Source organism: Streptococcus sp. FSL E2-3494 (genome assembly GCF_038007085.1).
GTDB classification, from domain to species: Bacteria; Bacillota; Bacilli; order Lactobacillales; family Streptococcaceae; genus Streptococcus; species Streptococcus thermophilus.
Map to the genome: position 1 here is coordinate 1,594,115 of NZ_JBBOWN010000001.1, position 24,039 is coordinate 1,618,153.

General features: G+C 38.2%; 14 protein-coding genes and 2 pseudogenes. 3 read left to right on the forward strand and 13 right to left on the reverse strand.

Annotated features, from left to right (window positions below; translation table 11 throughout):
- Positions 1–11: 11 nt before the first annotated feature.
- From NST05_RS08265 to NST05_RS08305, 9 genes and pseudogenes are all read right to left on the reverse strand, one after another.
- Positions 12–731, reverse strand: coding sequence for a 16S rRNA pseudouridine(516) synthase (locus tag NST05_RS08265; RefSeq protein ID WP_011680884.1), 720 nt, complete (start codon positions 729–731; stop codon positions 12–14).
- Between the two features lie 79 nt (positions 732–810).
- Positions 811–1,502: pseudogene (locus NST05_RS08270) on the reverse strand (VIT1/CCC1 transporter family protein).
- A gap of 84 nt (positions 1,503–1,586) precedes the next feature.
- Positions 1,587–2,357: a nucleoside phosphorylase gene (locus NST05_RS08275; RefSeq protein WP_340742978.1), complete on the reverse strand. Its 771-nt coding sequence runs from the start codon at positions 2,355–2,357 to the stop codon at positions 1,587–1,589.
- 78 nt (positions 2,358–2,435) lie between these two features.
- Positions 2,436–2,930 (reverse strand): DUF6773 family protein, encoded by a 495-nt coding sequence (locus tag NST05_RS08280; RefSeq protein ID WP_084828572.1) that lies wholly within the window; start codon positions 2,928–2,930, stop codon positions 2,436–2,438.
- Positions 2,931–2,943: 13 nt separating this feature from the next.
- Complete coding sequence (locus NST05_RS08285; protein WP_004182985.1) at positions 2,944–3,141, reverse strand: helix-turn-helix transcriptional regulator; 198 nt, start codon at positions 3,139–3,141, stop codon at positions 2,944–2,946.
- 178 nt (positions 3,142–3,319) lie between these two features.
- Positions 3,320–4,303, reverse strand: coding sequence for an oxygen-dependent tRNA uridine(34) hydroxylase TrhO (gene trhO, locus NST05_RS08290; protein WP_084828571.1), 984 nt, complete (start codon positions 4,301–4,303; stop codon positions 3,320–3,322).
- Between the two features lie 188 nt (positions 4,304–4,491).
- Positions 4,492–5,214, reverse strand: coding sequence for an ABC transporter permease (locus NST05_RS08295; RefSeq protein ID WP_002952657.1), 723 nt, complete (start codon positions 5,212–5,214; stop codon positions 4,492–4,494).
- Between the two features lies 1 nt (position 5,215).
- Complete coding sequence (locus NST05_RS08300) at positions 5,216–6,127, reverse strand: ABC transporter ATP-binding protein (RefSeq protein WP_002950066.1); 912 nt, start codon at positions 6,125–6,127, stop codon at positions 5,216–5,218.
- A pseudogene (locus tag NST05_RS08305) lies at positions 6,124–7,256 on the reverse strand (ThiF family adenylyltransferase). Before NST05_RS08305 ends, NST05_RS08300 begins: the two are co-directional and overlap by 4 nt.
- Positions 7,257–7,588: 332 nt before the next feature.
- Between NST05_RS08305 and NST05_RS08310 the strand changes: the two are divergent.
- Positions 7,589–8,299 (forward strand): LytR/AlgR family response regulator transcription factor, encoded by a 711-nt coding sequence (locus tag NST05_RS08310; protein WP_064355462.1) that lies wholly within the window; start codon positions 7,589–7,591, stop codon positions 8,297–8,299.
- Positions 8,299–9,594: a sensor histidine kinase gene (locus tag NST05_RS08315; RefSeq protein ID WP_340742979.1), complete on the forward strand. Its 1,296-nt coding sequence runs from the start codon at positions 8,299–8,301 to the stop codon at positions 9,592–9,594. The genes NST05_RS08310 and NST05_RS08315 overlap by 1 nt, the downstream gene beginning before the upstream one ends.
- Positions 9,595–9,759: 165 nt before the next feature.
- Here the strand turns inward: NST05_RS08315 and NST05_RS08320 are convergent, their stop codons facing one another.
- Complete coding sequence (locus NST05_RS08320; protein ID WP_024704019.1) at positions 9,760–10,461, reverse strand: glucosamine-6-phosphate deaminase; 702 nt, start codon at positions 10,459–10,461, stop codon at positions 9,760–9,762.
- 149 nt (positions 10,462–10,610) lie between these two features.
- Here NST05_RS08320 and queA point away from each other — a divergent pair, with 149 nt between their 5' ends.
- Positions 10,611–11,654 (forward strand): tRNA preQ1(34) S-adenosylmethionine ribosyltransferase-isomerase QueA, encoded by a 1,044-nt coding sequence (gene queA, locus NST05_RS08325; protein ID WP_011680873.1) that lies wholly within the window; start codon positions 10,611–10,613, stop codon positions 11,652–11,654.
- A 97-nt stretch (positions 11,655–11,751) separates the two neighbouring features.
- Here queA and NST05_RS08330 read toward each other — a convergent pair whose 3' ends face one another.
- The 3 genes from NST05_RS08330 to NST05_RS08340 all read right to left on the reverse strand — a co-directional run bounded on the left by NST05_RS08330 (position 11,752) and on the right by NST05_RS08340 (position 23,846).
- Entirely contained in the window at positions 11,752–13,539 is a 1,788-nt protein-coding gene (locus NST05_RS08330; RefSeq protein WP_011680872.1) for an ABC transporter ATP-binding protein, read from the reverse strand.
- Positions 13,540–13,551: 12 nt separating this feature from the next.
- The gene (locus NST05_RS08335) at positions 13,552–15,288 is read right to left on the reverse strand and encodes an ABC transporter ATP-binding protein (RefSeq protein ID WP_084828569.1); all 1,737 of its coding nucleotides are present in this window, start codon (positions 15,286–15,288) and stop codon (positions 13,552–13,554) included.
- Positions 15,289–16,334: 1,046 nt separating this feature from the next.
- Positions 16,335–23,846, reverse strand: coding sequence for a mucin-binding protein (locus NST05_RS08340; RefSeq protein ID WP_340742980.1), 7,512 nt, complete (start codon positions 23,844–23,846; stop codon positions 16,335–16,337).
- Positions 23,847–24,039 lie beyond the last annotated feature (193 nt).

Consider the following 24,039-nt stretch of genomic DNA (forward strand, 5'->3'; position numbering starts at 1 on the left):
CACCTTAGCTACTAACCCAAATAAGTACGCAAGATTGTTTTTTCCGCTTCAGTCAAGGTTCGGTAGGAACCTACTGCCATCCCTTCATCAAGTTTAAACTCTCCGAAAGAGATACGCTTGAGATAGGTCACCTTGACCCCATAAGCCAAAAACATCTTTTTTACTTGATGAAACTTACCTTCCGAAATCGTAATTCGAGCACAGCTCTTGTCACTCGCAGAACTTAAAATTTCCAGCTGAGCTGATTGACAAACAGTACCATCTTCAAAAACTACACCAGACTCAAAAAATGCAGGTGCATCAGGCCCCAGAATATCATTAACCTCAACATAATATGTCTTAGCCACATGATAGCGTGGGTGAAGCATGGCAAAGCCCAAGGGACCATTATTGGTAATCAACACCAAACCTTCCGTATCTCTATCCAAACGTCCCACAGGATAAAGGCCCTCTCGCTGATCCTCAGGCCTAATCAAATCAATAACTGTTTGGTGTTCCTTGTCCTTTCTAGCTGACACCACTCCTGACGGCTTATTCATAAGGTAGTAGACTTCTGGCGCATGCTCCAGTTCCTTACCAGAAACCATGATGGTTTGAAGACTAGCATCCACATTAAGATTATCTCGATCCGCCAGGACACCATCTACATATACCTGACGACTACGAATGAGATTCTTGACCTGATTGCGAGAACCATAGCCCGACTGTCCTAATAATTTATCTAAACGCATAGCCCTATTGTACCATGGATAAGTCTGGTCTAGTAGACAAAAAAAGCCTACCTAAAAGGTAGACTCATACTACTAACAATTACACATTCACATGGAAGACTTGCCCAACTACATAGGTCACGAGCATGGTCAAGAGTCCTACTGCCAAGTTTCGCAACATCGCTTGTTTAACAGGTGCTTTCCCAAGTTTAGCACTAACATAACCAATCAAGATTAAGGTCAGTGCAACCACAACCGCTGTTATAGGAATACGGTAAGGGTCTGGGAAAAGCAGGATAGTTAGCGTTGGAGGCAAAGATCCCACTGAAAAGGACAGAAAACTAGATACGGCAGCATGCCATGGATTGGTGATTTCTTCCATATCCACCCCATATTTTTCCTCAACTAAGACCTTGATAGGATTTTTACTGAAGGCTTGATTGACCTTAACTTCCGCTTCTGTTTCGCAATCCCCTTGACTGAGGAAGGTTTGATATAAACTTTCTCTAGCTGACTCAGGTGAGCGATCCAAAAGGGCTTGTTCCTTAGCGACAGCCGCTTCTTCGGTATCTTTTTGCGTTGACACACTGTGACATATTCACCACCTGCCATCGAAAAGGCACCGGCAAAAATCGCTGATAAGGCAGAAATCAAGATGAACCAGATGTTTGATGTCGCACTGGCCACACCGATAACCACTCCCGCAATGGAAATGATGCCGTCATTGGCCCCCAACACTCCTGCTCTCAAAATATTTAAACGTTCTGCAAAATTCTTATCTTCCAATTTCATACTCCTTATTTAGAATCATTCTAAATAATATTATAACAGTTATTTAGAATGATTACAAATAATAAACTTTAAAAAGTAAGGTTTTTAATTTCTGCTCCAATCACACGCAAACTCTAAAGCTAATAAAGCTACCTTGTCCTTTTCATCCAAGTCCATATGATTCATCAAGTTACGGGCATCCCAATTACCTTCAGAAAGGTGGTCCGCAGCATAGAAGAAGTGGCAGATGTCAACACCTCTAAACTTTGCTAAAGCTGCAACAGCAGAACACTCCATATCCACACAAATGGCTCCTGCTGACTTTCTAGCTTTGAGTTTACCATTCGTCTCACGGTAAATGCCATCAGTTGTCCAAACCTTGCCTTCCTTATGAGAAATCTGACGTTCATTGAGATAGGAATGAAAATGGTCTAAAACACCCACATTTACCGCAATCTCATCGCTGGCTTCCACATAGTGAAAACTCGTCCCTTCATCTCTAAGGGCATGACTAGGAATAATAATAGAAGTCTCTTTAATATCTTCATCAAGCACCCCACAAGTACCAAAAAGTACAAGTTTATCAGCTCCCAAGGCAAAAATATCCTCTAAAATACCCACACAGGCAGAGGCGCCTACAGGTGCATTAAAAATGGCCAACTCATTATCATCAATAACAAGCTTATAAATCGGAATAGCCACATTCGCCATGGATATTTCATAGATAAGTTCATGGGGAAACATCTCAAGCATTCGTTGAAAGGTCAAACGAGAAAAACAGGATACAGCTATTTTAGGAAAACCTTCAAGAGGCTCATGTAAGGCCTCGGGATTGATAATCGCTTGTCTATTCGCATCAAATTCAGTTAGTAGCATACGTGACCTCCTTAGTTTTAGGAACCATTATAACACAAAAAAATCAGACCAAAAAGAATGGTCTGATTCTATCACTATTTATTCTTCATTCTCCAAATCGTCCAGCTGTTTTTCGAGACGTCTTCTCTCATATCTTCCCAATGCAGCGATAGACCAATTCATAAAGAAAACAACGGGAGCATATATGATATAAGTAATTGGCCAAGCCATGAGATATCTAGGATCCAAGGGATTGTTATGATAGACATCATGGTAGTACCGATAGTTAGCTGACATTATCATAAGGGTGATAAGCCCAGTCACTAGTAAACAACCTAAGACTGTTATACTCGAACTACCAAAAGCATTTACATCAAGATGTTCAGCTCTATAAATAGACCAAATACTACTTATCAACAATGGATAAAGTAAGTAATCAGCAGAGATGACACCATTGTTAAAGAGGGAGCCATAAACTAAGCATACAAGCGTCCCTGCAATCATTATGTAAAAACATTCGGCAGCAACTTTATTAGTTAGAGCTACTTCGCGTTCATCTGTAACCTTATTATTAATCAGTTTGAATTTCATCATCTTTACTTCCTTCCTAATTCTCCCAAAACAGTTGATCCAGAGTCCTGTCCAATGTCTTGCAAATGGCAATGCATAAGGCTAGGCTGGGATTGTACTTTCCAGCTTCAATCAAACCTATGGTTTGTCTTGTTGCACCTACAGCTTCTGCCAAGTCACCCTGGGTCATATCATGCTCTGCTCGAGCTGCTTTTAAACGTAAATTCTTTGCCACATACTCCCTCCTTTACATCATATCTGATATTATCGTCGAAATTGATTAGGTTCACCAGCTATTTTCATCTTTATTATACACTATATATTTCTAATTGCAATATATATCTGTCATAATTTTAGAAATAATTTGCAAAACAAAAAGCCAAGATTTCTCTCAGCTTCTTCTCTATTTAAACTTAGGCTGGTGTTACATCCAAGCTCTCACCAATAGCCGCAAGGCGTGAGACAACTTCTTCTTGGCTCAAACCATTTTCAGAGACATAACGGTTACGTGGGTGAACACGACATTCATGTGAGCAGCCACGGAGGTATTTGTCTTCATTTTCCTCTGAAGCAAGGATACGACGGTTACAGAATGGGTTACCACAGTTGACATAGCGTTCGCAAGACGTGCCATCGAACCAGTCCTTACCGACAACGATAGGGTCTACATGGTTGATATCAACAGCAATACGCTCGTCAAAGACATACATCTTACCATCCCAAAGCTCCCCTTGAACCTCTGGATCTTTTCCGTAAGTTGCGATACCACCGTGCAATTGGCCAACATCTTTGTAGCCTTCACGGACCATCCAACCTGAGAATTTCTCACAGCGGACACCACCAGTACAGTAAACAACCACGCGCTTGTCCATGAACTCTTCCTTATGGTCGCGAACCCATTGTGGCAATTCACGGAAGTTGCGAATGTCAGGACGAATGGCTCCACGGAAGTGACCAAGGTCATATTCATAGTCGTTACGTGTATCAAGGACAACAGTATCCTCATCCAAAAGAGCGTCTTTAAACTCTTTGGGTGACAAGTAAGCACCTGTAGTTTCAAGTGGATTGATGTCGCTATCAAAGTTATTATCCTCTAAGCCAAGGTGAACAATCTCCTTCTTGTAGCGAACAAACATCTTCTTGAAAGCTTGTTCTTCTTCCTCATCAATCTTGAACCAAAGGTCCTCCATCCCTGGAAGGCTATGAACGTAGTCCATGTATTTTTGAGTGGTTTCATAGTCTCCAGAAACCGTTCCATTAATCCCTTCGTCAGCGACCAAGATACGACCTTTTAGACCGATTGACTTACAAAAAGCCAAGTGGTCAGCCGCAAATTGCTCAGCGTTTTCGATGGGAACGTATTTATAATAAAGCAATACTCGAATAGGTTTTGCCATTGTACTTCCTCTTTCTTTATGAAATATCTATATTTGTTGTTTGATAATAAAATCAACTTAACTATTATACCGCTATCAAAGAGGACTAGGCAATTGATTTGTTTGGAGGAGAATTGTCACAAAAGAAAAAGGCTGAGTACCAGATGTCTAAACCTGAGTTTCGTAAGATTGTTTTCCATAAGATAGTATTACAACTCTTTCTGTAGTGTCCCTAAGATAAGCAGTTGTGTCAGAAAAATCCAGAAAATAAGAACTCCTATATCTACAAGCGAAACAGTTCCATGTCTATAAAAGCTAGCTCTAAGAAGATTCGCAGAAGGGACAAATGGAAGTAGAAAATAAAGTTGATCTAACCAATCTGGAAGACGACCTGCCGGATACATGATTGGTGAAAACATAAGACCAATCATTAAAATAAGCTGAGACATTAGCGTGACAATATTTTGGGAAAATATATAAGCAATTGAAAATCCTAGACTAATCATTGTTAGGCAAATAAGTAACATCACAAAAACAGACAAAATTGACAAATTTAATTGGACAGAAAAGCGAAGACAGCCTAATAAAAAAGTGAAGAATACACCTGGTAAAATAGCAATTAACCATATACATAGGTCAGCTAAAGAAATTAGAATTCTAGGAATAGGTAAAGCTCGAATATAGTCCACATGACCTTCTGACTTGGCATTGGCTATAACAGGAGATGAAATCGTACAGCCAATAGAAATAACTCCCATTAAAACTGATCCAGAGGCAAGATAGTAAGCAGTTGTTGTGTCCATCTTACCAATTACCAACGGATACCCAAAAAGAAGTGAAACGGACAAAAGCACTTGAGCTAGTGTGAATAGAATGAATAGATTTTTTTGTCGAAGATAGTTCCAACGAAGTAAGTAAAAAAATTGAGTCATATCAGTTAACAAGCTCCTCTTTATAAAGATCGGAAATAGATAATGTTTTCATCTTAACTGAAAGGTTTGAAATAAGCCCTTTTTCTATACCTTCCTTAACTTGAATGAGTATTCGTGTTAATTCACTTTCTTCAATTTCCATCTGACAAACACAACCATTGACCATCGTAAAATGTTCGAATAGACTTAAAAATTCTTTACTAACAAAATTGAAAGAAATTTGATAATGATTTTTATAAGACATTTGGTGTACTGGACCAGATTTTAATAATTTACCATGGTTAAAAAGAGCAAAATTATCCGCATATTTTTCAACTTCTAGTAGATTGTGGGTAACAATGATAATAGTGTGTCCTTTATAAGCCAGTTTTTGTAATAATCGCCACTGTTTTTCACGACGTACAGGATCAACATCGTTGGTTGGTTCGTCAAGAAGCATGATATCAGCAGAGCCAATTAATGCCATGGCAAAAGATGTAAGCCGTTTTAAGCCTCCTGAAAGATTCTTCCCTTTTTTATCACGGTATTCTACTATTTCCAGATCTGCTAGAAGGTGCTCAATTTCTTTTTGGAGTTCTGAGGTACTTAACCCTCTCATTCTTCCAATCATCTCTAAATTTTGCTCAACAGTTAACTTTTCAAGAGGTGCATACTGTTGTGACATATAACTCATCATTGTTCGAGCTTGTTTACGGTTATGTATAAAAGAAATATCTCCGTAGTGAACATCTCCCTGATCAGGCTTAATAAAACCAATCATTTGCTTTAAAAGAGTTGATTTACCAGCACCATTATGTCCTATAAGAGCTGTGATTTTTGCAGCTTCTAGCTCTAAGAAGATATGGTTATTAGCAAAATGTTGTTTATCAAATGATTTTGTTAAATTTTCAATGGTGAGCGTTTCAAAAGTCATAATTTTATTTCTCCGTATTGAGAAAAGATTTCCCAATTTTCCTCCTTACCGTTACCACATGTAGGACACTCATCAGGATAATGTCCCCAAGGTTTGTGTGTGAACGACGCTCCGTTTTCATAATTAATCTCGTATTGGCGATTAAGACTCATTGGTTCTGCATATTTAGTTATTAATCGAACAGCCTCATCAACAATAGCAGATGTCAATTGAAACATAGCCGGACCATAAGCAATTGTAGGAATTTTCTTAGTAACAGTACGAATACCCCGAAATTGTTCCAAGAATAGACTATCAATTTTCGTGTAATGAATGTTTAAACAATCAAAACATCCTGTTTGATGGGGTACTACAGAATAAACACGTCCGCGACTAACTTGACTTGCACCAAAAACACACGGAATATTTTTTGTAACTACAGCTTTATTTACAATACGCTGAATATCATATTGTGGTTCATCAATAACACAAATAACAATGTCAACATTGTCTAATAATGGCAACAAGTCGTTTACACATGTTATACGTAAATTATGAGTTTCAACTTCGATATCAGAATTCATTTTTGACACTTCTTGATGGGCAATCTGTGTTTTAAGAGCCCCTACGTCTTCCTCCTTATATAAAAATTGCCTACCTAGATTACTTTTTTCAATGATATCAAAGTCCACAATTTTTATTTTTTTAGGTCCTAGACCAGATAGCAAAGTTAGTATATTGGACCCTCCTCCGCCAAGTCCTAATAAAAGAACTGTCGTTTCATTAAGTCTCTTTTGAATATCTATACTATCTTTAAAACTATTTAAATAGCGACTAAAATAGTAGATATTTGAATGATATCTTTCCTTAATACAATTTATTGTAGCACCTTCTTCAATAACCCCCTCCTTATCCAATAGTTCAATAGCACCTATTATATCTTGTTCCGTCAAATCTGGATACTTAGTTAAATAATATCTACAACGTCATTAATAGTCCTTCCATCTAAAATATTAACTAAACTCCACATTTTATCGTCCTCATCACTGATTTCAGTAGTTATACCAATTTGGGAGCCTACCCTAAACAAATTATCGTGAAGTTTATAAATAGGATATATTTCTTTTATTCTTGGACAATGGAATTTCATTTTTTCCTCACTATTTTTCAAAAAGAAAGACGAGGTGATTCTATAATTTCCCCTTGCCTTATTGTAGTAATTCTATCAAAAATTTTCCGTGATAGAATCGAAGGTAACATTTGCTTATATGTTTATTTAACATTTTTAAGCAATTAAATAATACCCCAGCTAATTTCGGTTTGAGCTACGGCCTTACGTACTTGAATGTTTTTCATTTGGAATTCTCCTTTCATCTTTAATAAGAATATTGTATACTAAACTTACATTTTTCTTACAATTATGTCATAATTGACCATTTTAACGTTATAACTAACATACAGAAATGAGTGAGGAGGTTTTCAATGTTAAAAGTTGCTATTTGTGATGACTCTGATAGAGATGCTAGCCAATTAGAACATTATTTACTTTCTTATGATAAATTTCCTCTAGAAACAAAACTTTATACAAATCCACAAAAACTCTTAAATCAGCTGACGCCAGACATCCACTGTGTCTTTTTGGATATCAATATGCCAGGAATCAATGGAATTGACGTAGCACAAAAGATTAGAAAATTTAATCCTTTCATTCCTATTATTTTTGTGACAAGTTATCGTGATTATATGGAACAAGTCTTCGAAGTTCAGACTTTTGACTATATCGTAAAACCGATAGAACCTCAAAAGTTAATGAAAGTATTGGATCGTATTTTGCGTTTTTTGGATATAGGCCAAGCACTTTTTACCTTCTCATTTGGTAAACACAATTATTCTGTCCCTTCGAGCGATATTGTATTTTTTGAGAAAGATAAACGTTCAGTATTTATATACACAAAGACAGGTACCTACAAGTCTCTACTAAAAACAAAAGAGATTTTGGAAAAACTCCCTAATTATTTTATTCAAATTCATGCTTCCTATATTTTAAACCCCAAATACATCAAAGACTTTGATTCAAAAACAGTTACTATTTTACTAAATGGGACTGAAGAACACCTACTCCCAATTAGTAGAAAGTTTCAGTTTTCTTTTAAAGAAAAGTATTACAGCTATCTAAGTGAAAGGCATTTTTAATGTTAGTAGGATTACGAATAATCAGTATCTTGTACGATTTATTTCTAGCAAGTATGTTATTTTATAGACCATTGTCTAAAATCAATATGAAAAAGAAGCCTTTAGTAGCCCTTTTTTTCATATTGATTTTTCATGGGGAACTCGTGTTCCTATTCTCTGAAAGTCGTATTTTTTTGGTCAGTAATCTCCTTCTAAACATTTTAGAATACTATCTAATCGGTCTCAATTTTGATTATCCTATTCGCCAGTCTTCCTTTTGGATTCTTTTACAAACTAGTCTAAGTTTGTTAGCAGGAGCTGTCCTAAACCAAGGAATCCAACTAATTTTACCTTTAGGGGAACTATCAAAAAATTTAGAAGCTATTAGTTTGTATCTCGGAATAAGTTTCTTCTTATCTACAGGAATAACTCTTATCTTACGAAAGCTTCTCCTATCCCATCAAAGGCTTCGTATTGCTACTTCTAAGGGAAACTGGCTTTATCAGTTTATCGTGCCTCTTTTATCTATTTTCTTTGCTTTTACAATATCTGCCATTCAAGGAGGGGTATTTGGAGCAGATTACCTGTCAATCATTTCTCTCTCATCTCTCATTGTATTAACTCTCTCCTCTCTTTATTTTAATCTGTACCTTGCTCGTCAACAGCAGCAATATTACCAAAACCAATTGGAAAAAGAACAATTACAGTTCCAAGTTCGAGAAATACAACAATCTCAAGAAGAATATCAACGTCTCCAAAGCCTTCGGCATGACTTAAAAAATAAACATTTAACTCTTTTATCGCTTTTAGAGAAAAATCCTGAAGAGGCAAAAGATTATCTTTATTCATTAACAGATAGTATAGTAGGTGAACAAACTTTCTACTCTAAAAATCAAACTATTAATTTTTTACTTAATCAAAAACTACATCATTTAAAAGATGAGATAGAAATGGAAATTGATTGCTTTGTACCACAAGAATTATCTATTCAACCAGATATTTTAGCTGTTATATTAGGAAACTGCCTAGACAATAGTATTGCAGCTTGTCTCAGACTACCAAATAAAGAAAGAAACTTATCACTTAATATCCGATACTTTCAACAAAATCTTTTTATCAATATTAGAAATAATTTTGATGAGAAAGAAAAATCTACTCGTAAATCCCGTCAAAAAGATGGCTGGGGGTTGCGAAATATTGATGCTATTGTTCAAGAATATCAAGGTAATATCAAACACTTTATAAAAGATGGACAATATCAAATAGAGATTTTATTACCAATAAAAATAGGGACTATTCCGACTAAAGAATTTTAGGTAATTGATGAAAAATGAGTAATAATTAGGTAACGTAAATATTTGAAGTCAAAATCTATATTATGTTTATTCATTAATAAACAGGTTGAGTAGCACTAGCTCAACCTGTTTTTTTCTATAACTTTCTGATTACCTAACTCGCATCTGCTCGACTCATGTTTTCTCCTACAATTTCGCAGCAGCAGCCTCATCTAAGATAAGAGTCACGTCTGGATGATGTTGCAAGACACTAGCTGGCACTTCCTCTGTCACTGGCCCCTTGACCATCTTGAAAATGGCATCTGCCTTCTTGTCACCATAGGCAAACAAGATAATCTTCTTAGCAGCCATAATAGAAGCAATTCCCATTGAAATAGCCTTTGTAGGGACTTGGTCACGACTGGCAAAGAAACGGCTATTTGCTTCAATGGTGCTATCCGTCAAGTCGACCACATGGGTTTGACTATCAAAAGGCGTACCTGGCTCATTAAAACCAATATGCCCATTACTTCCGATTCCTAAGATTTGCAGATCAATGACATGTTGTGCCAAGACGTCATCGTAATCCTTAGCCGCCTTCTCCAAATCTTCAGCCATACCGTCAGGTAAGAAGCTTTCCTTAAATGGCTTGGCATCAAAGAGTTGAGCCTTCATAAAGGCATGATAGCTCTGCTCATGCTCTGGTGATAGTCCGACGTATTCATCCAAATTGACGCTGTAAAGTTCCGAAAAATCCACGTCACTCTCAACCATCTCTTGGTAAAGGGCGATAGGGGAACTACCTGTCGCCAATCCCAATGTTTGAGCACCCGCTGTAAGGCTCTCTTTTAGAAGTTCAAAGGCAACTTTGCCTCCCTCAACTTGATTCTTAACTAAAATCTTTTTCATTCTATTCACCTCAATATTGGTATATACCATTTTCTTTATTATCTCTTTTTTAACCTTCCTGTCAAGCGTTTTCACTTGATAAGTTTAATGACTGTCGCCCTATATCGTGCTATAATAAAAAGGCTGAAAATTTTTAAACGAGGAAACAAATGAATACAAACGATTTTGATTTTGAACTACCAGAAGAACTAATTGCCCAAACCCCATTGGAACAACGTGACGCCTCTAAACTCTTAGTCATTGATCCTGTAACTAGGGAAATGACTGATACCCACTTCGACCACATCATTGATCAGCTTAACCCTGGAGATGCCTTGGTCATGAACAATACGCGCGTGCTTCCTGCCCGCCTCTACGGTGAAAAAACTGATACACACGGCCATGTAGAATTTCTCCTTTTGAAAAATACCCAAGGTGACCAATGGGAAGTTTTGGCCAAACCAGCCAAACGCCTTAAAGTAGGTGCTAAAGTCAGTTTTGGTGATGGTCGCTTGACTGCCACTGTCACTAAGGAACTGGATCACGGCGGACGTATCGTAGAATTTAGCTACGACGGTATCTTCCTTGAGGTTTTGGAAAGCTTAGGCGAGATGCCACTGCCACCTTATATCCATGAAAAATTGGAAGACCGCGATCGTTATCAAACGGTCTATGCCAAGGAAAATGGCTCTGCCGCTGCTCCAACAGCTGGACTCCATTTCACACCTGAGTTACTTCAAAAAATTGAAGCTAAAGGCGTAAAATTGGTCTACCTCACCCTCCACGTTGGACTAGGAACCTTCCGACCTGTTTCTGTCGATAATGTCGACGAGCATGAAATGCACTCAGAATTTTACACCCTCAGCCAAGAAGCGGCCGATACCCTCAATAGTGTCAAAGCTGCTGGAGGTCGCATTGTTGCAGTAGGGACAACCTCAATCCGAACACTGGAAACAATTGGAAATAAATATGATGGCCAACTCCAAGCCGACTCGGGCTGGACCAATATCTTTATCAAACCAGGTTATCAATTCACAGTCGTAGATGCCTTTTCAACCAACTTCCACCTTCCAAAGTCAACCTTGGTGATGTTGGTTTCAGCCTTTGCTGGTCGTGAATTCGTCCTAGAGGCCTACAAACACGCCGTCCAAGAACGCTACCGCTTCTTCAGTTTCGGAGATGCCATGTTCGTAACACGACCTTCGGAAAAATAAATAGTGATGTTGAGACTTCTCTTACAGGGGAAGTCTCTCTTACTGCACATCACATTCAGAAAAAATCCACCAGTTATGAACTGGTGGATTTTTTTGTTTATTTCTCTGCAAATTGACTATTATACAAATCGTAATAGAAACCTTTATCTGCAAGGAGGGATTCATGGTTCCCTTGTTCGATGATTTGTCCATCTTTAAGGACCAAAATCTTGTCTGCTTCTTGGATTGTTGATAAACGGTGAGCGATGACAAAACTTGTTCGACCTTGCATAAGTGTCTTCATGGCTTTTTGAATCAAGAGTTCCAGACGGGTATCAACTGATGAGGTTGCCTCGTCCAAAATCAAGATTTTAGGGTCAGCCAAAAGTGCACGGGCTATGGTCAAAAGTTGCTTTTGTCCCAGTGAAATGTTACTTGATTCCTGGTTTATTTCCATGTTGTAGCCACCAGGCAGCGTACGGATAAAGTGATCCACATTTGCAGCCTTCGCTGCTTCAACAATTTCTTCATCAGTTGCCTCAAGATTACCAAAACGAAGATTTTCCTTGATAGTTCCTTCAAAGAGCCAAGCATCCTGAAGCACCATACCAAACTGTTTACGATAATCTTTACGCGACAAGTTGCGTATATCATGACCATCAACCGAGATAGAACCTGCAGTAACATCATAGAAACGCATGAGAAGATTGATAATAGTTGATTTTCCAGCACCGGTAGGACCGACAATAGCCACCATTTCACCAGGATTAACCTCAAGATTAAAGTCACGAATCAAAGGTTTATCAGCTACATACTGGAAGTCCACATGATTAAAGATAACTTGACCAGTTAAATCTCCTTCAAGCACCTCAGTAGCATCATTAGCCTCGTCTGGTTCATTCATCAGTTGGAAAATACGGTCCAAGGAAGATTTAGCACTCTGCAATTGTCCAGCCAGCTGAGTCAAGTTCTGAATAGGTTGATTAATCTGCCAAACGTACTGAACGAAAGCCTGCATATTACCAATCGTCAAGCGACCAGCCAAGACTTGCAAACCACCTAGGACGGCAACAATTAGATAGGTCAAGTCAGATAAACCATTAAGGAAAGGCATCATGAGGCCTGAAATGAAATTGGCCTTAAAACCTACCTTTTGAAGGTCTTCCGTAATTTCTTTAAAGTCGTCTAATGATCTACCCTCACGCCCAAAAAGTTTAATCACATTGAAACCAGTCAGATTTTCCTGAACAAAACCGTTAAGAGTACCTAGGGCATCAGCCTGCTGCTTAAAGTAAGGTTGAGACTTACTCATAATGAAGCGAGCACCAAAGTAAGAAATCGGAATAGTGATAACAAACACAGCTCCCAACTGAAGATTAAGGTAAAGCACTGTCCCAATAACCAAGGCTAGAGTAAAGATGGCGTTGACAACCTGCAAGAATGACTGCTGCAAGGCATTTGAAACTGTCTCGACGTCACTAGTAAAGCGACCCAAAAGGTCTCCAAATTGTTGCTTATCAAAGTATGACACTGAGGTACGATTGATTTTCTCAATCATCTCATTTCGCATATCCTGAACCGTTGCTTGCACAGCATTGGTCATAAAATAGTTGGAATAGTAAGAAGCCAACTCATAGATGAGACCACGCAAGAGGTAAAAGACCAAAACTAAACCAACGTAGGACACGTTGATATGAGCACCTGCTACCCCCTTAATGATGTCCAGTGTATTTTTAGTCAGTTCCGTAATGGCTAAACCAATGACCACCGGCTCAATAACACTCATGATGACACTAATAATTTTCAGGAAAATAGCTAAGTAAAGTGGGAAACGATAAACCTGCAAGTATGACCAAAGGCGGCCAAAACTTGAGGAATGAGTTGTTTTCTTTTTATTATCCTTCATTTTCACCTCCTTCTAGTCTTCCGTAAGACTCTTTTGATTAAATTGTGAATTAGCAATCTCACGGTAAATCTCATTACTTTCCATGAGCTCTTCGTGACGGCCACGACCAACAATTTCACCCTTATCAAGAACGATAATCTGATCTGCATCCATAATGGTTCCCACACGTTGAGCCACAATCAAGACTGTCGCATCCTGGGTCACTTCTTTTAGACGACGGCGCAAGGTCGCATCAGTCTTGTAGTCCAAGGCAGAGAAGGAATCATCAAAGATGTAAAGGTCAGGACGTTTAACCACAGCACGTGCAATTGACAAACGCTGCTTCTGTCCACCAGAAAGGTTGCTACCACCCTCAGCCAAGTGAGAATCATAGCGTTCTTCCTTACTTTCGATAAATTCCTTGGCTTGAGCCACATCAGTGGCTTGATTCAATTCTTCATGACTGGCATTTTCCTTACCATAACGGATATTTTCACCGATAGTCCCTGTAAAGAGTAGGGCTTTTTGTGGGATAAAGCCAATCTTACGACGAAGAGCCTTAAGATTGTAGTCACGGACATCTACACCATCAACAAGAATGCGTCCAAGTGTTACATCATAAAAGCGTGGAATCAACTGTACAAGTGATGATTTTCCTGAACCCGTAGATCCGATAAAGGCAATGGTTTCACCTGGTCTAGCCTTGAAAGAAATGTTGTGTAGGACAGGACTTTCAGTTTCACCGGGATAGGCAAAGGTCACATTGTCAAATTCCAAATATCCCCTAGTCTCGGTTTCTGTCACGCCATCTTCATTTGGATTGATAGAAATCGGCATGTCCATAATTTCCTGCAGACGTTCACTAGACACCGCCGTACGAGGATACATGGTAAAGAGATTGGCTAGGAAAAGGAAGGACAATAGTGCATGGAAGCTGTACTCAATAAAGGCAACCAAGTCACCGATTGCTAAAGTCCCAGAACCTAATGGCTCAAGAGCAAACCAAACAATAGCCACAATCATAGCGATAATGATTTGTACAAAAAGTGGCTCGGTCAAACCAGTCAATTTGAAAAGTTTGCTTGAATTATCCGCATAGACAGCATTTTCAGAAGCGAACTTCTTCTCTTGAAAATCTTCTCTAGCGAAAGCTCGGATGACACGAAGTCCAGTCAGATTTTCACGAGCATACTGGTTAATCTTGTCGAGAGTTGCCTGTTGTTTTTCAGAAAGCGGACGCGTTTTTACCGCCACATACCAGACAACTACGGCTAGGAAAGGCAAGGAGATTGCCACAATCCAAGCCAAAGATGGACTTGTCGTCAAAATCAAGAAGACACTGGAAACCATCATCAAAGGAGTGATAACCCCTAGCTTAAGAACCTGATCCGCAAACTGCATAAGCACAAAAGCATCCGACGTGATACGAGTCACCAAAGAGGATACCCCTATCTGCTCATACTCGTGGTGAGAATACTCCTGAAGCTTAGCATAAATGTCATTACGCATGACTTGCACCATAGTAGTGGTCAACTTACCAACCGCATAGGACAGAAGTATACGACCAACAATCCCAGTCAAAACTACACCAAACATGACCCAAGCATAAGCGTAAAGCTTATCAACATCACCACGGTTTATTCCCTCATCAATCATTCTGGCAAGAACAGTCGGCAAGCCCAAGTTAGCAATAACAAATAAAATGGCTGCCGTAAAATTCATCGCTAGCCACTTAGGATAACGCCTGAGATAAGACCAAATATAAGACATAAATTCCCCTCCTTTTCTTCTTCATTTAGCAATACTTTTAGGTTCACAAGAATCGATACTAACTTCCGAAACCTTAAAAAGCACATAAAAAGGGCGTGACAAGCACGCAAATTACCTACATTCTAACAAATGAAAATATTAAAAGCAATAGAAAAAAGCAGGACTTACACCCTGTTTTTTTCTATTAAGCGACTTGAGTCGTCACCTTATTATTTTAAGAGTAACTAAAGCAGACTGATTCTAATTACTGATATTGCTGAATTTATTTAATGAATTTATATTTTGACAATTTTTTGGAAGGATACTAAAGAATATTTGATTGTAAAATATTTTGAGTGATCTTTCCAGAATCCCGATTACATCATTATGATACCAAAGACTATAAGCATTTTAAGTCACTGATTTATCAGTGTGACCTAGTCTATGTGAAACATATAGGGGACATATCTTAGGAACATTAAGAAGATAATATGAATGACTATAACTCAAGCCTTTTCTAGGAATCCTTTAAACATCCACAATCTCAGCCTGTCGTTTAATAATACGGCAAATAATTGATTTAAATATGGGATTGCCAAATCGAGCTAAAACATAATCATCTTCGTCATTTTACACTTGAACTCACGCCAATTAGTTAATACTTCTAAAGTTACATCGTCTAAATCAATTTTACGCAATCCAGCAACCATCTTTGCTTGCTACTTAGAATACTAATTTCCATATTCAACTTTTTAAAGTGTTTCATAGGCGTTGAGAAGCTTTTTATAAGGTTTATAGCCATCCCAATTACACTCAATATATGATATTTATTATAATAAATTAAGAATTCAATTTTCAGTTTAGTTTCCTGAAGAGATTATATATTTTTGTATTTTTACCAAGAATAAATTAGTATAATTTTATTTCAATTAAATTACATATACTTCCTTTAGTTCAATGTGCACATATTCCTTTCATAGATAAAGTAAAAAAACTGATGAATCATTCGATTCATCAGTTTTAAGGAAGATATGTTCATTGCAAACAAATCGTATCAATTAGAAAGATTAATCTTCTTTCTTCTTACGAGCTACAAGACCAAATCCACTCAATACTCCGAGAAGTCCAAGTGCTGCTAGGCTAGCATTATCTTCTGTACCTGTATTTGGAAGTTCACGTTTGCCATCCATATATTGAGGTGTAGAAGGTGATGCTGGTTGAGCTGCAGTTGTTGGAGTTCCATTATTATCTCCATTATCTGTAGGTCTTACAGGTTGTGGTACTGGAACATAGTTGATTGGTGTATCTTCTGTTGGGTTTTCAGGTGTTGGTGGAACATATCCTTTACTTGGATCGTTTGGATCTACTGGTTTCAGTGGGTTTCCATTTGAATCTTTTGGAGTTGTTCCTGGCACTTGAGGAATCACTGTTGTTGGTGTTCCTGGTTTTGTTGGATCTGTTGGATCGTTTGGATATTGAGGTTTATCAAGTTTTGGTTCCTCGAATCCTTCTGGTACTTTTGGTACCCATGAACCAAGTTTAGTGTAGACAACTTCGATATTTTCATCTTTAGAGTCTACCGTTAATCCTGTTGTAGCTGCTACTTCTTTTTGTTTAGCATCTTTCAGGATGTAGCCTTGAACTACTGGTGATTCAACTTTATCGAATGTTGTATCTCCATCTTTAGCTGTCCAGTTGCCGTAAGTGATTTCACCTGTTACAGAATTAATCTTACCTTCACGAGTGAATGTAACTTTATCTGTTACTTTCTGAGCTACTTCCTCACCTTTTTCGTTAACGGATGTGATTGTACGGTTCACGTGGCGAGTTGTATCAATCTGTTTAATGAGATCTTCTGTCCATTTTGGTCCATCAGGGTTGTTAGGATCGATTGGATCACCTGGTTTTGGTTTATTTGGATCATTTGGATTTTCTGGATCTACTGGTTTGATTGGTTCAACGTGTGGTTTAACCGTTACTACAAAGCTTTGATCTACTTTCGTATCTTTATCGAAGTTCTTATCTGTAGCTGTTGTGAATCCATCAGTTACGAGGTCATACCCTAGAGCTTTAAGTTCAGCAAGCTTAGCTACTGTTGAGTAATCAATTGGTTCTCCAGATTTACCTTCTAGGTTATCTGTGTGAAGTACTGTTCCTGTTCCTTCTACAACATAAGTTACTGTTGCTTTTTGAGAATCTTTCTCATAAGTGATTACAGTATCTTCTGTTGGGTTTTCAGGTGTTGGTGGAACATATCCTTTACTTGGATCGTTTGGATCTACTGGTTTCAGTGGGTTTCCATTTGAATCTTTTGGAGTTGTTCCTGGCACTTGAGGAATCACTGTTGTTGGTGTTCCTGGTTTTGTTGGATCTGTTGGATCGTTTGGATATTGAGGTTTATCAAGTTTTGGTTCCTCGAATCCTTCTGGTACTTTTGGTACCCATGAACCAAGTTTAGTGTAGACAACTTCGATATTTTCATCTTTAGAGTCTACCGTTAATCCTGTTGTAGCTGCTACTTCTTTTTGTTTAGCATCTTTCAGGATGTAGCCTTGAACTACTGGTGATTCAACTTTATCGAATGTTGTATCTCCATCTTTAGCTGTCCAGTTGCCGTAAGTGATTTCACCTGTTACAGAATTAATCTTACCTTCACGAGTGAATGTAACTTTATCTGTTACTTTCTGAGCTACTTCCTCACCTTTTTCGTTAACGGATGTGATTGTACGGTTCACGTGGCGAGTTGTATCAATCTGTTTAATGAGATCTTCTGTCCATTTTGGTCCATCAGGGTTGTTAGGATCGATTGGATCACCTGGTTTTGGTTTATTTGGATCATTTGGATTTTCTGGATCTACTGGTTTGATTGGTTCAACGTGTGGTTTAACCGTTACTACAAAGCTTTGATCTACTTTCGTATCTTTATCGAAGTTCTTATCTGTAGCTGTTGTGAATCCATCAGTTACGAGGTCATACCCTAGAGCTTTAAGTTCAGCAAGCTTAGCTACTGTTGAGTAATCAATTGGTTCTCCAGATTTACCTTCTAGGTTATCTGTGTGAAGTACTGTTCCTGTTCCTTCTACAACATAAGTTACTGTTGCTTTTTGAGAATCTTTCTCATAAGTGATTACAGTATCTTCTGTTGGGTTTTCAGGTGTTGGTGGAACATATCCTTTACTTGGATCGTTTGGATCTACTGGTTTCAGTGGGTTTCCATTTGAATCTTTTGGAGTTGTTCCTGGCACTTGAGGAATCACTGTTGTTGGTGTTCCTGGTTTTGTTGGATCTGTTGGATCGTTTGGATATTGAGGTTTATCAAGTTTTGGTTCCTCGAATCCTTCTGGTACTTTTGGTACCCATGAACCAAGTTTAGTGTAGACAACTTCGATATTTTCATCTTTAGAGTCTACCGTTAATCCTGTTGTAGCTGCTACTTCTTTTTGTTTAGCATCTTTCAGGATGTAGCCTTGAACTACTGGTGATTCAACTTTATCGAATGTTGTATCTCCATCTTTAGCTGTCCAGTTGCCGTAAGTGATTTCACCTGTTACAGAATTAATCTTACCTTCACGAGTGAATGTAACTTTATCTGTTACTTTCTGAGCTACTTCCTCACCTTTTTCGTTAACGGATGTGATTGTACGGTTCACGTGGCGAGTTGTATCAATCTGTTTAATGAGATCTTCTGTCCATTTTGGTCCATCAGGGTTGTTAGGATCGATTGGATCACCTGGTTTTGGTTTATTTGGATCATTTGGATTTTCTGGATCTACTGGTTTGATTGGTTCAACGTGTGGTTTAACCGTTACTACAAAGCTTTGATCTACTTTCGTATCTTTATCGAAGTTCTTATCTGTAGCTGTTGTGAATCCATCAGTTACGAGGTCATACCCTAGAGCTTTAAGTTCAGCAAGCTTAGCTACTGTTGAGTAATCAATTGGTTCTCCAGATTTACCTTCTAGGTTATCTGTGTGAAGTACTGTTCCTGTTCCTTCTACAACATAAGTTACTGTTGCTTTTTGAGAATCTTTCTCATAAGTGATTACAGTATCTTCTGTTGGGTTTTCAGGTGTTGGTGGAACATATCCTTTACTTGGATCGTTTGGATCTACTGGTTTCAGTGGGTTTCCATTTGAATCTTTTGGAGTTGTTCCTGGCACTTGAGGAATCACTGTTGTTGGTGTTCCTGGTTTTGTTGGATCTGTTGGATCGTTTGGATATTGAGGTTTATCAAGTTTTGGTTCCTCGAATCCTTCTGGTACTTTTGGTACCCATGAACCAAGTTTAGTGTAGACAACTTCGATATTTTCATCTTTAGAGTCTACCGTTAATCCTGTTGTAGCTGCTACTTCTTTTTGTTTAGCATCTTTCAGGATGTAGCCTTGAACTACTGGTGATTCAACTTTATCGAATGTTGTATCTCCATCTTTAGCTGTCCAGTTGCCGTAAGTGATTTCACCTGTTACAGAATTAATCTTACCTTCACGAGTGAATGTAACTTTATCTGTTACTTTCTGAGCTACTTCCTCACCTTTTTCGTTAACGGATGTGATTGTACGGTTCACGTGGCGAGTTGTATCAATCTGTTTAATGAGATCTTCTGTCCATTTTGGTCCATCAGGGTTGTTAGGATCGATTGGATCACCTGGTTTTGGTTTATTTGGATCATTTGGATTTTCTGGATCTACTGGTTTGATTGGTTCAACGTGTGGTTTAACCGTTACTACAAAGCTTTGATCTACTTTCGTATCTTTATCGAAGTTCTTATCTGTAGCTGTTGTGAATCCATCAGTTACGAGGTCATACCCTAGAGCTTTAAGTTCAGCAAGCTTAGCTACTGTTGAGTAATCAATTGGTTCTCCAGATTTACCTTCTAGGTTATCTGTGTGAAGTACTGTTCCTGTTCCTTCTACAACATAAGTTACTGTTGCTTTTTGAGAATCTTTCTCATAAGTGATTACAGTATCTTCTGTTGGGTTTTCAGGTGTTGGTGGAACATATCCTTTACTTGGATCGTTTGGATCTACTGGTTTCAGTGGGTTTCCATTTGAATCTTTTGGAGTTGTTCCTGGCACTTGAGGAATCACTGTTGTTGGTGTTCCTGGTTTTGTTGGATCTGTTGGATCGTTTGGATATTGAGGTTTATCAAGTTTTGGTTCCTCGAATCCTTCTGGTACTTTTGGTACCCATGAACCAAGTTTAGTGTAGACAACTTCGATATTTTCATCTTTAGAGTCTACCGTTAATCCTGTTGTAGCTGCTACTTCTTTTTGTTTAGCATCTTTCAGGATGTAGCCTTGAACTACTGGTGATTCAACTTTATCGAATGTTGTATCTCCATCTTTAGCTGTCCAGTTGCCGTAAGTGATTTCACCTGTTACAGAATTAATCTTACCTTCACGAGTGAATGTAACTTTATCTGTTACTTTCTGAGCTACTTCCTCACCTTTTTCGTTAACGGATGTGATTGTACGGTTCACGTGGCGAGTTGTATCAATCTGTTTAATGAGATCTTCTGTCCATTTTGGTCCATCAGGGTTGTTAGGATCGATTGGATCACCTGGTTTTGGTTTATTTGGATCATTTGGATTTTCTGGATCTACTGGTTTGATTGGTTCAACGTGTGGTTTAACCGTTACTACAAAGCTTTGATCTACTTTCGTATCTTTATCGAAGTTCTTATCTGTAGCTGTTGTGAATCCATCAGTTACGAGGTCATACCCTAGAGCTTTAAGTTCAGCAAGCTTAGCTACTGTTGAGTAATCAATTGGTTCTCCAGATTTACCTTCTAGGTTATCTGTGTGAAGTACTGTTCCTGTTCCTTCTACAACATAAGTTACTGTTGCTTTTTGAGAATCTTTCTCATAAGTGATTACAGTATCTTCTGTTGGGTTTTCAGGTGTTGGTGGAACATATCCTTTACTTGGATCGTTTGGATCTACTGGTTTCAGTGGGTTTCCATTTGAATCTTTTGGAGTTGTTCCTGGCACTTGAGGAATCACTGTTGTTGGTGTTCCTGGTTTTGTTGGATCTGTTGGATCGTTTGGATATTGAGGTTTATCAAGTTTTGGTTCCTCGAATCCTTCTGGTACTTTTGGTACCCATGAACCAAGTTTAGTGTAGACAACTTCGATATTTTCATCTTTAGAGTCTACCGTTAATCCTGTTGTAGCTGCTACTTCTTTTTGTTTAGCATCTTTCAGGATGTAGCCTTGAACTACTGGTGATTCAACTTTATCGAATGTTGTATCTCCATCTTTAGCTGTCCAGTTGCCGTAAGTGATTTCACCTGTTACAGAATTAATCTTACCTTCACGAGTGAATGTAACTTTATCTGTTACTTTCTGAGCTACTTCCTCACCTTTTTCGTTAACGGATGTGATTGTACGGTTCACGTGGCGAGTTGTATCAATCTGTTTAATGAGATCTTCTGTCCATTTTGGTCCATCAGGGTTGTTAGGATCGATTGGATCACCTGGTTTTGGTTTATTTGGATCATTTGGATTTTCTGGATCTACTGGTTTGATTGGTTCAACGTGTGGTTTAACCGTTACTACAAAGCTTTGATCTACTTTCGTATCTTTATCGAAGTTCTTATCTGTAGCTGTTGTGAATCCATCAGTTACGAGGTCATACCCTAGAGCTTTAAGTTCAGCAAGCTTAGCTACTGTTGAGTAATCAATTGGTTCTCCAGATTTACCTTCTAGGTTATCTGTGTGAAGTACTGTTCCTGTTCCTTCTACAACATAAGTTACTGTTGCTTTTTGAGTATCTGCTGTATAGGTGATCGTTGTATCTTTACCAATATCAGAAGGTATTGGCGGAATATAGCCCTTAGTACGGTCATCGGGATCAACTGGCACCAAAGGAGTCCCCATATGGTCTTTAGGTGTATAGCCAGGAAGAAAATCAATAAACGGGTAACCAGGCACAGATGAATCAGCAATCTTAGTAGGGTCAATAGGATCATTGGGATAAATAATTGATTTTGTCGAGCCATCAGGATTAGAGACGACCCAGTTGCCGAGCTTTCTGTAAACATACTTAACATCAGAGGTTTGTGGAATATATGGATTTTTAATTGCGACTGTCGTATAACCTACTTGATACTTTATCACAGGATCTGAGGGCTTTATATTTGTATATGTCTTGAGAACTTTTCCATCTTGAGCAATTGAAGCAGACATTGTTCCATCTGAACCAGTCTGAGTGTAAGTAACAACTATTCCATCATGAAAGTCTTTAACATAACTAGCACCAATCTCTCCGAATGGTGACATAACGCCATTTGAATTAGAAGGTGCAGTAGCATAGTAACCATTTATAAGTATGGGACTCGTCGTATATTTTTGGCCAACTAACCCTTTTTGTGTATAAGGAACAACCGGATTACCATTACTGTCGGTGATTTGCTTGCCATCTTTATCAACAAAATAGGTTGTTTGTGTGATCAATTTGGGTACCATATAGGATAGTTTATTGTAGTAGCCAGTATCATATTTACTAACAATATATTTAACAGCAAGAGGATCTCTTAAACTTTCAACCATCGCATAATAAGTATCATTATAGTAGGTAATACTATCAAATACAGCAGATGGTACCTTAGTATTTTGATTTAAAGTGTATTGTTTTAAAACTTTATTTGATGGCGATAATTCCGTTACATAAACAATTCCATCGCCCGTTCGATTAGTTGAAAGAACAATCTGGTTTCCATAATATGTTTGCACCCATTCATAACTGTAATGAGATTTATCTGGATCAATCCACATTCCAGATGGATAATCTGGATCACTAACTGAGAAACCCGTATTGGTAACTGAACCTGACAATACCTTTCTATCGTAGTTTTGAGCAAACTTAGTTGTATCTATTGCACTTCTTTTGACTCTTCGTCTTTGGTTAATAGAATCTGTATTCTCTCTATTACCACGCTTGTTATTATCCACTGTTTCCACAGAATTTGCATACTTTGCATTTGTCTTAACTGCAGTGCCGGCGGTACCTGGAGTACCATTAGTTGTATAAATTTCAGTTGGTCTTAATTTCTTTTCAGCAGTATTTGATTCAGTTACAGCTGTGCTCAAAGCTGATACAGTTTCTGCTTGTGCATCTACATCGGCTTGACTAGCATCTGTATTCGCTAGAGTTGCTTTAGTTGCTGCCTTTGTAGCTGCAACTTCTGATTTCACTTCTGTAGCTTTTTCAGTTTCTGGATTCACAGTTTCTGGCTTCATAGTCTCTGAATTCACAGTCTCTGGATTCACAGTTTCTGGCTTCACAGTCTCTGGATTCACAGTTTCTGGCTTTATAGTCTCTGGACTCACAGTTTCTGGCTTCACAGTTTCTACTGTTTCTGCTTTAGGCTCAGCCTTTTCCGTCTCCTTGTCACCTTGACTAGAAGCAGATGTTGTAATAGCTGTTTCAGCTGATTGTACTTCCGTCGCTGATACTACGCCATTACCTAAGAACATTAAACCAACAGCAATTGCTACTGATGCTGCTCCAAAGCTGAACTTACGAATACCGTAACGAATGTACTTCTCTGTTCGAAAATCTTGTTGTTTCCCTCGCATATGAGTAATAACCCCCTTATAAATTGTTTTATTTTTCAAAATACTTAATTTTTTAAAAAAAAAACGATAATTTTAAAATTTAATGTAACAATGTTTTTATGCCGAAACTATATACTTTGAAAATAATTTAATCGTATCACACTTCCGTATTATAAGCAAATTTTCCGATACTGTCAATAATTATGTGTAAACA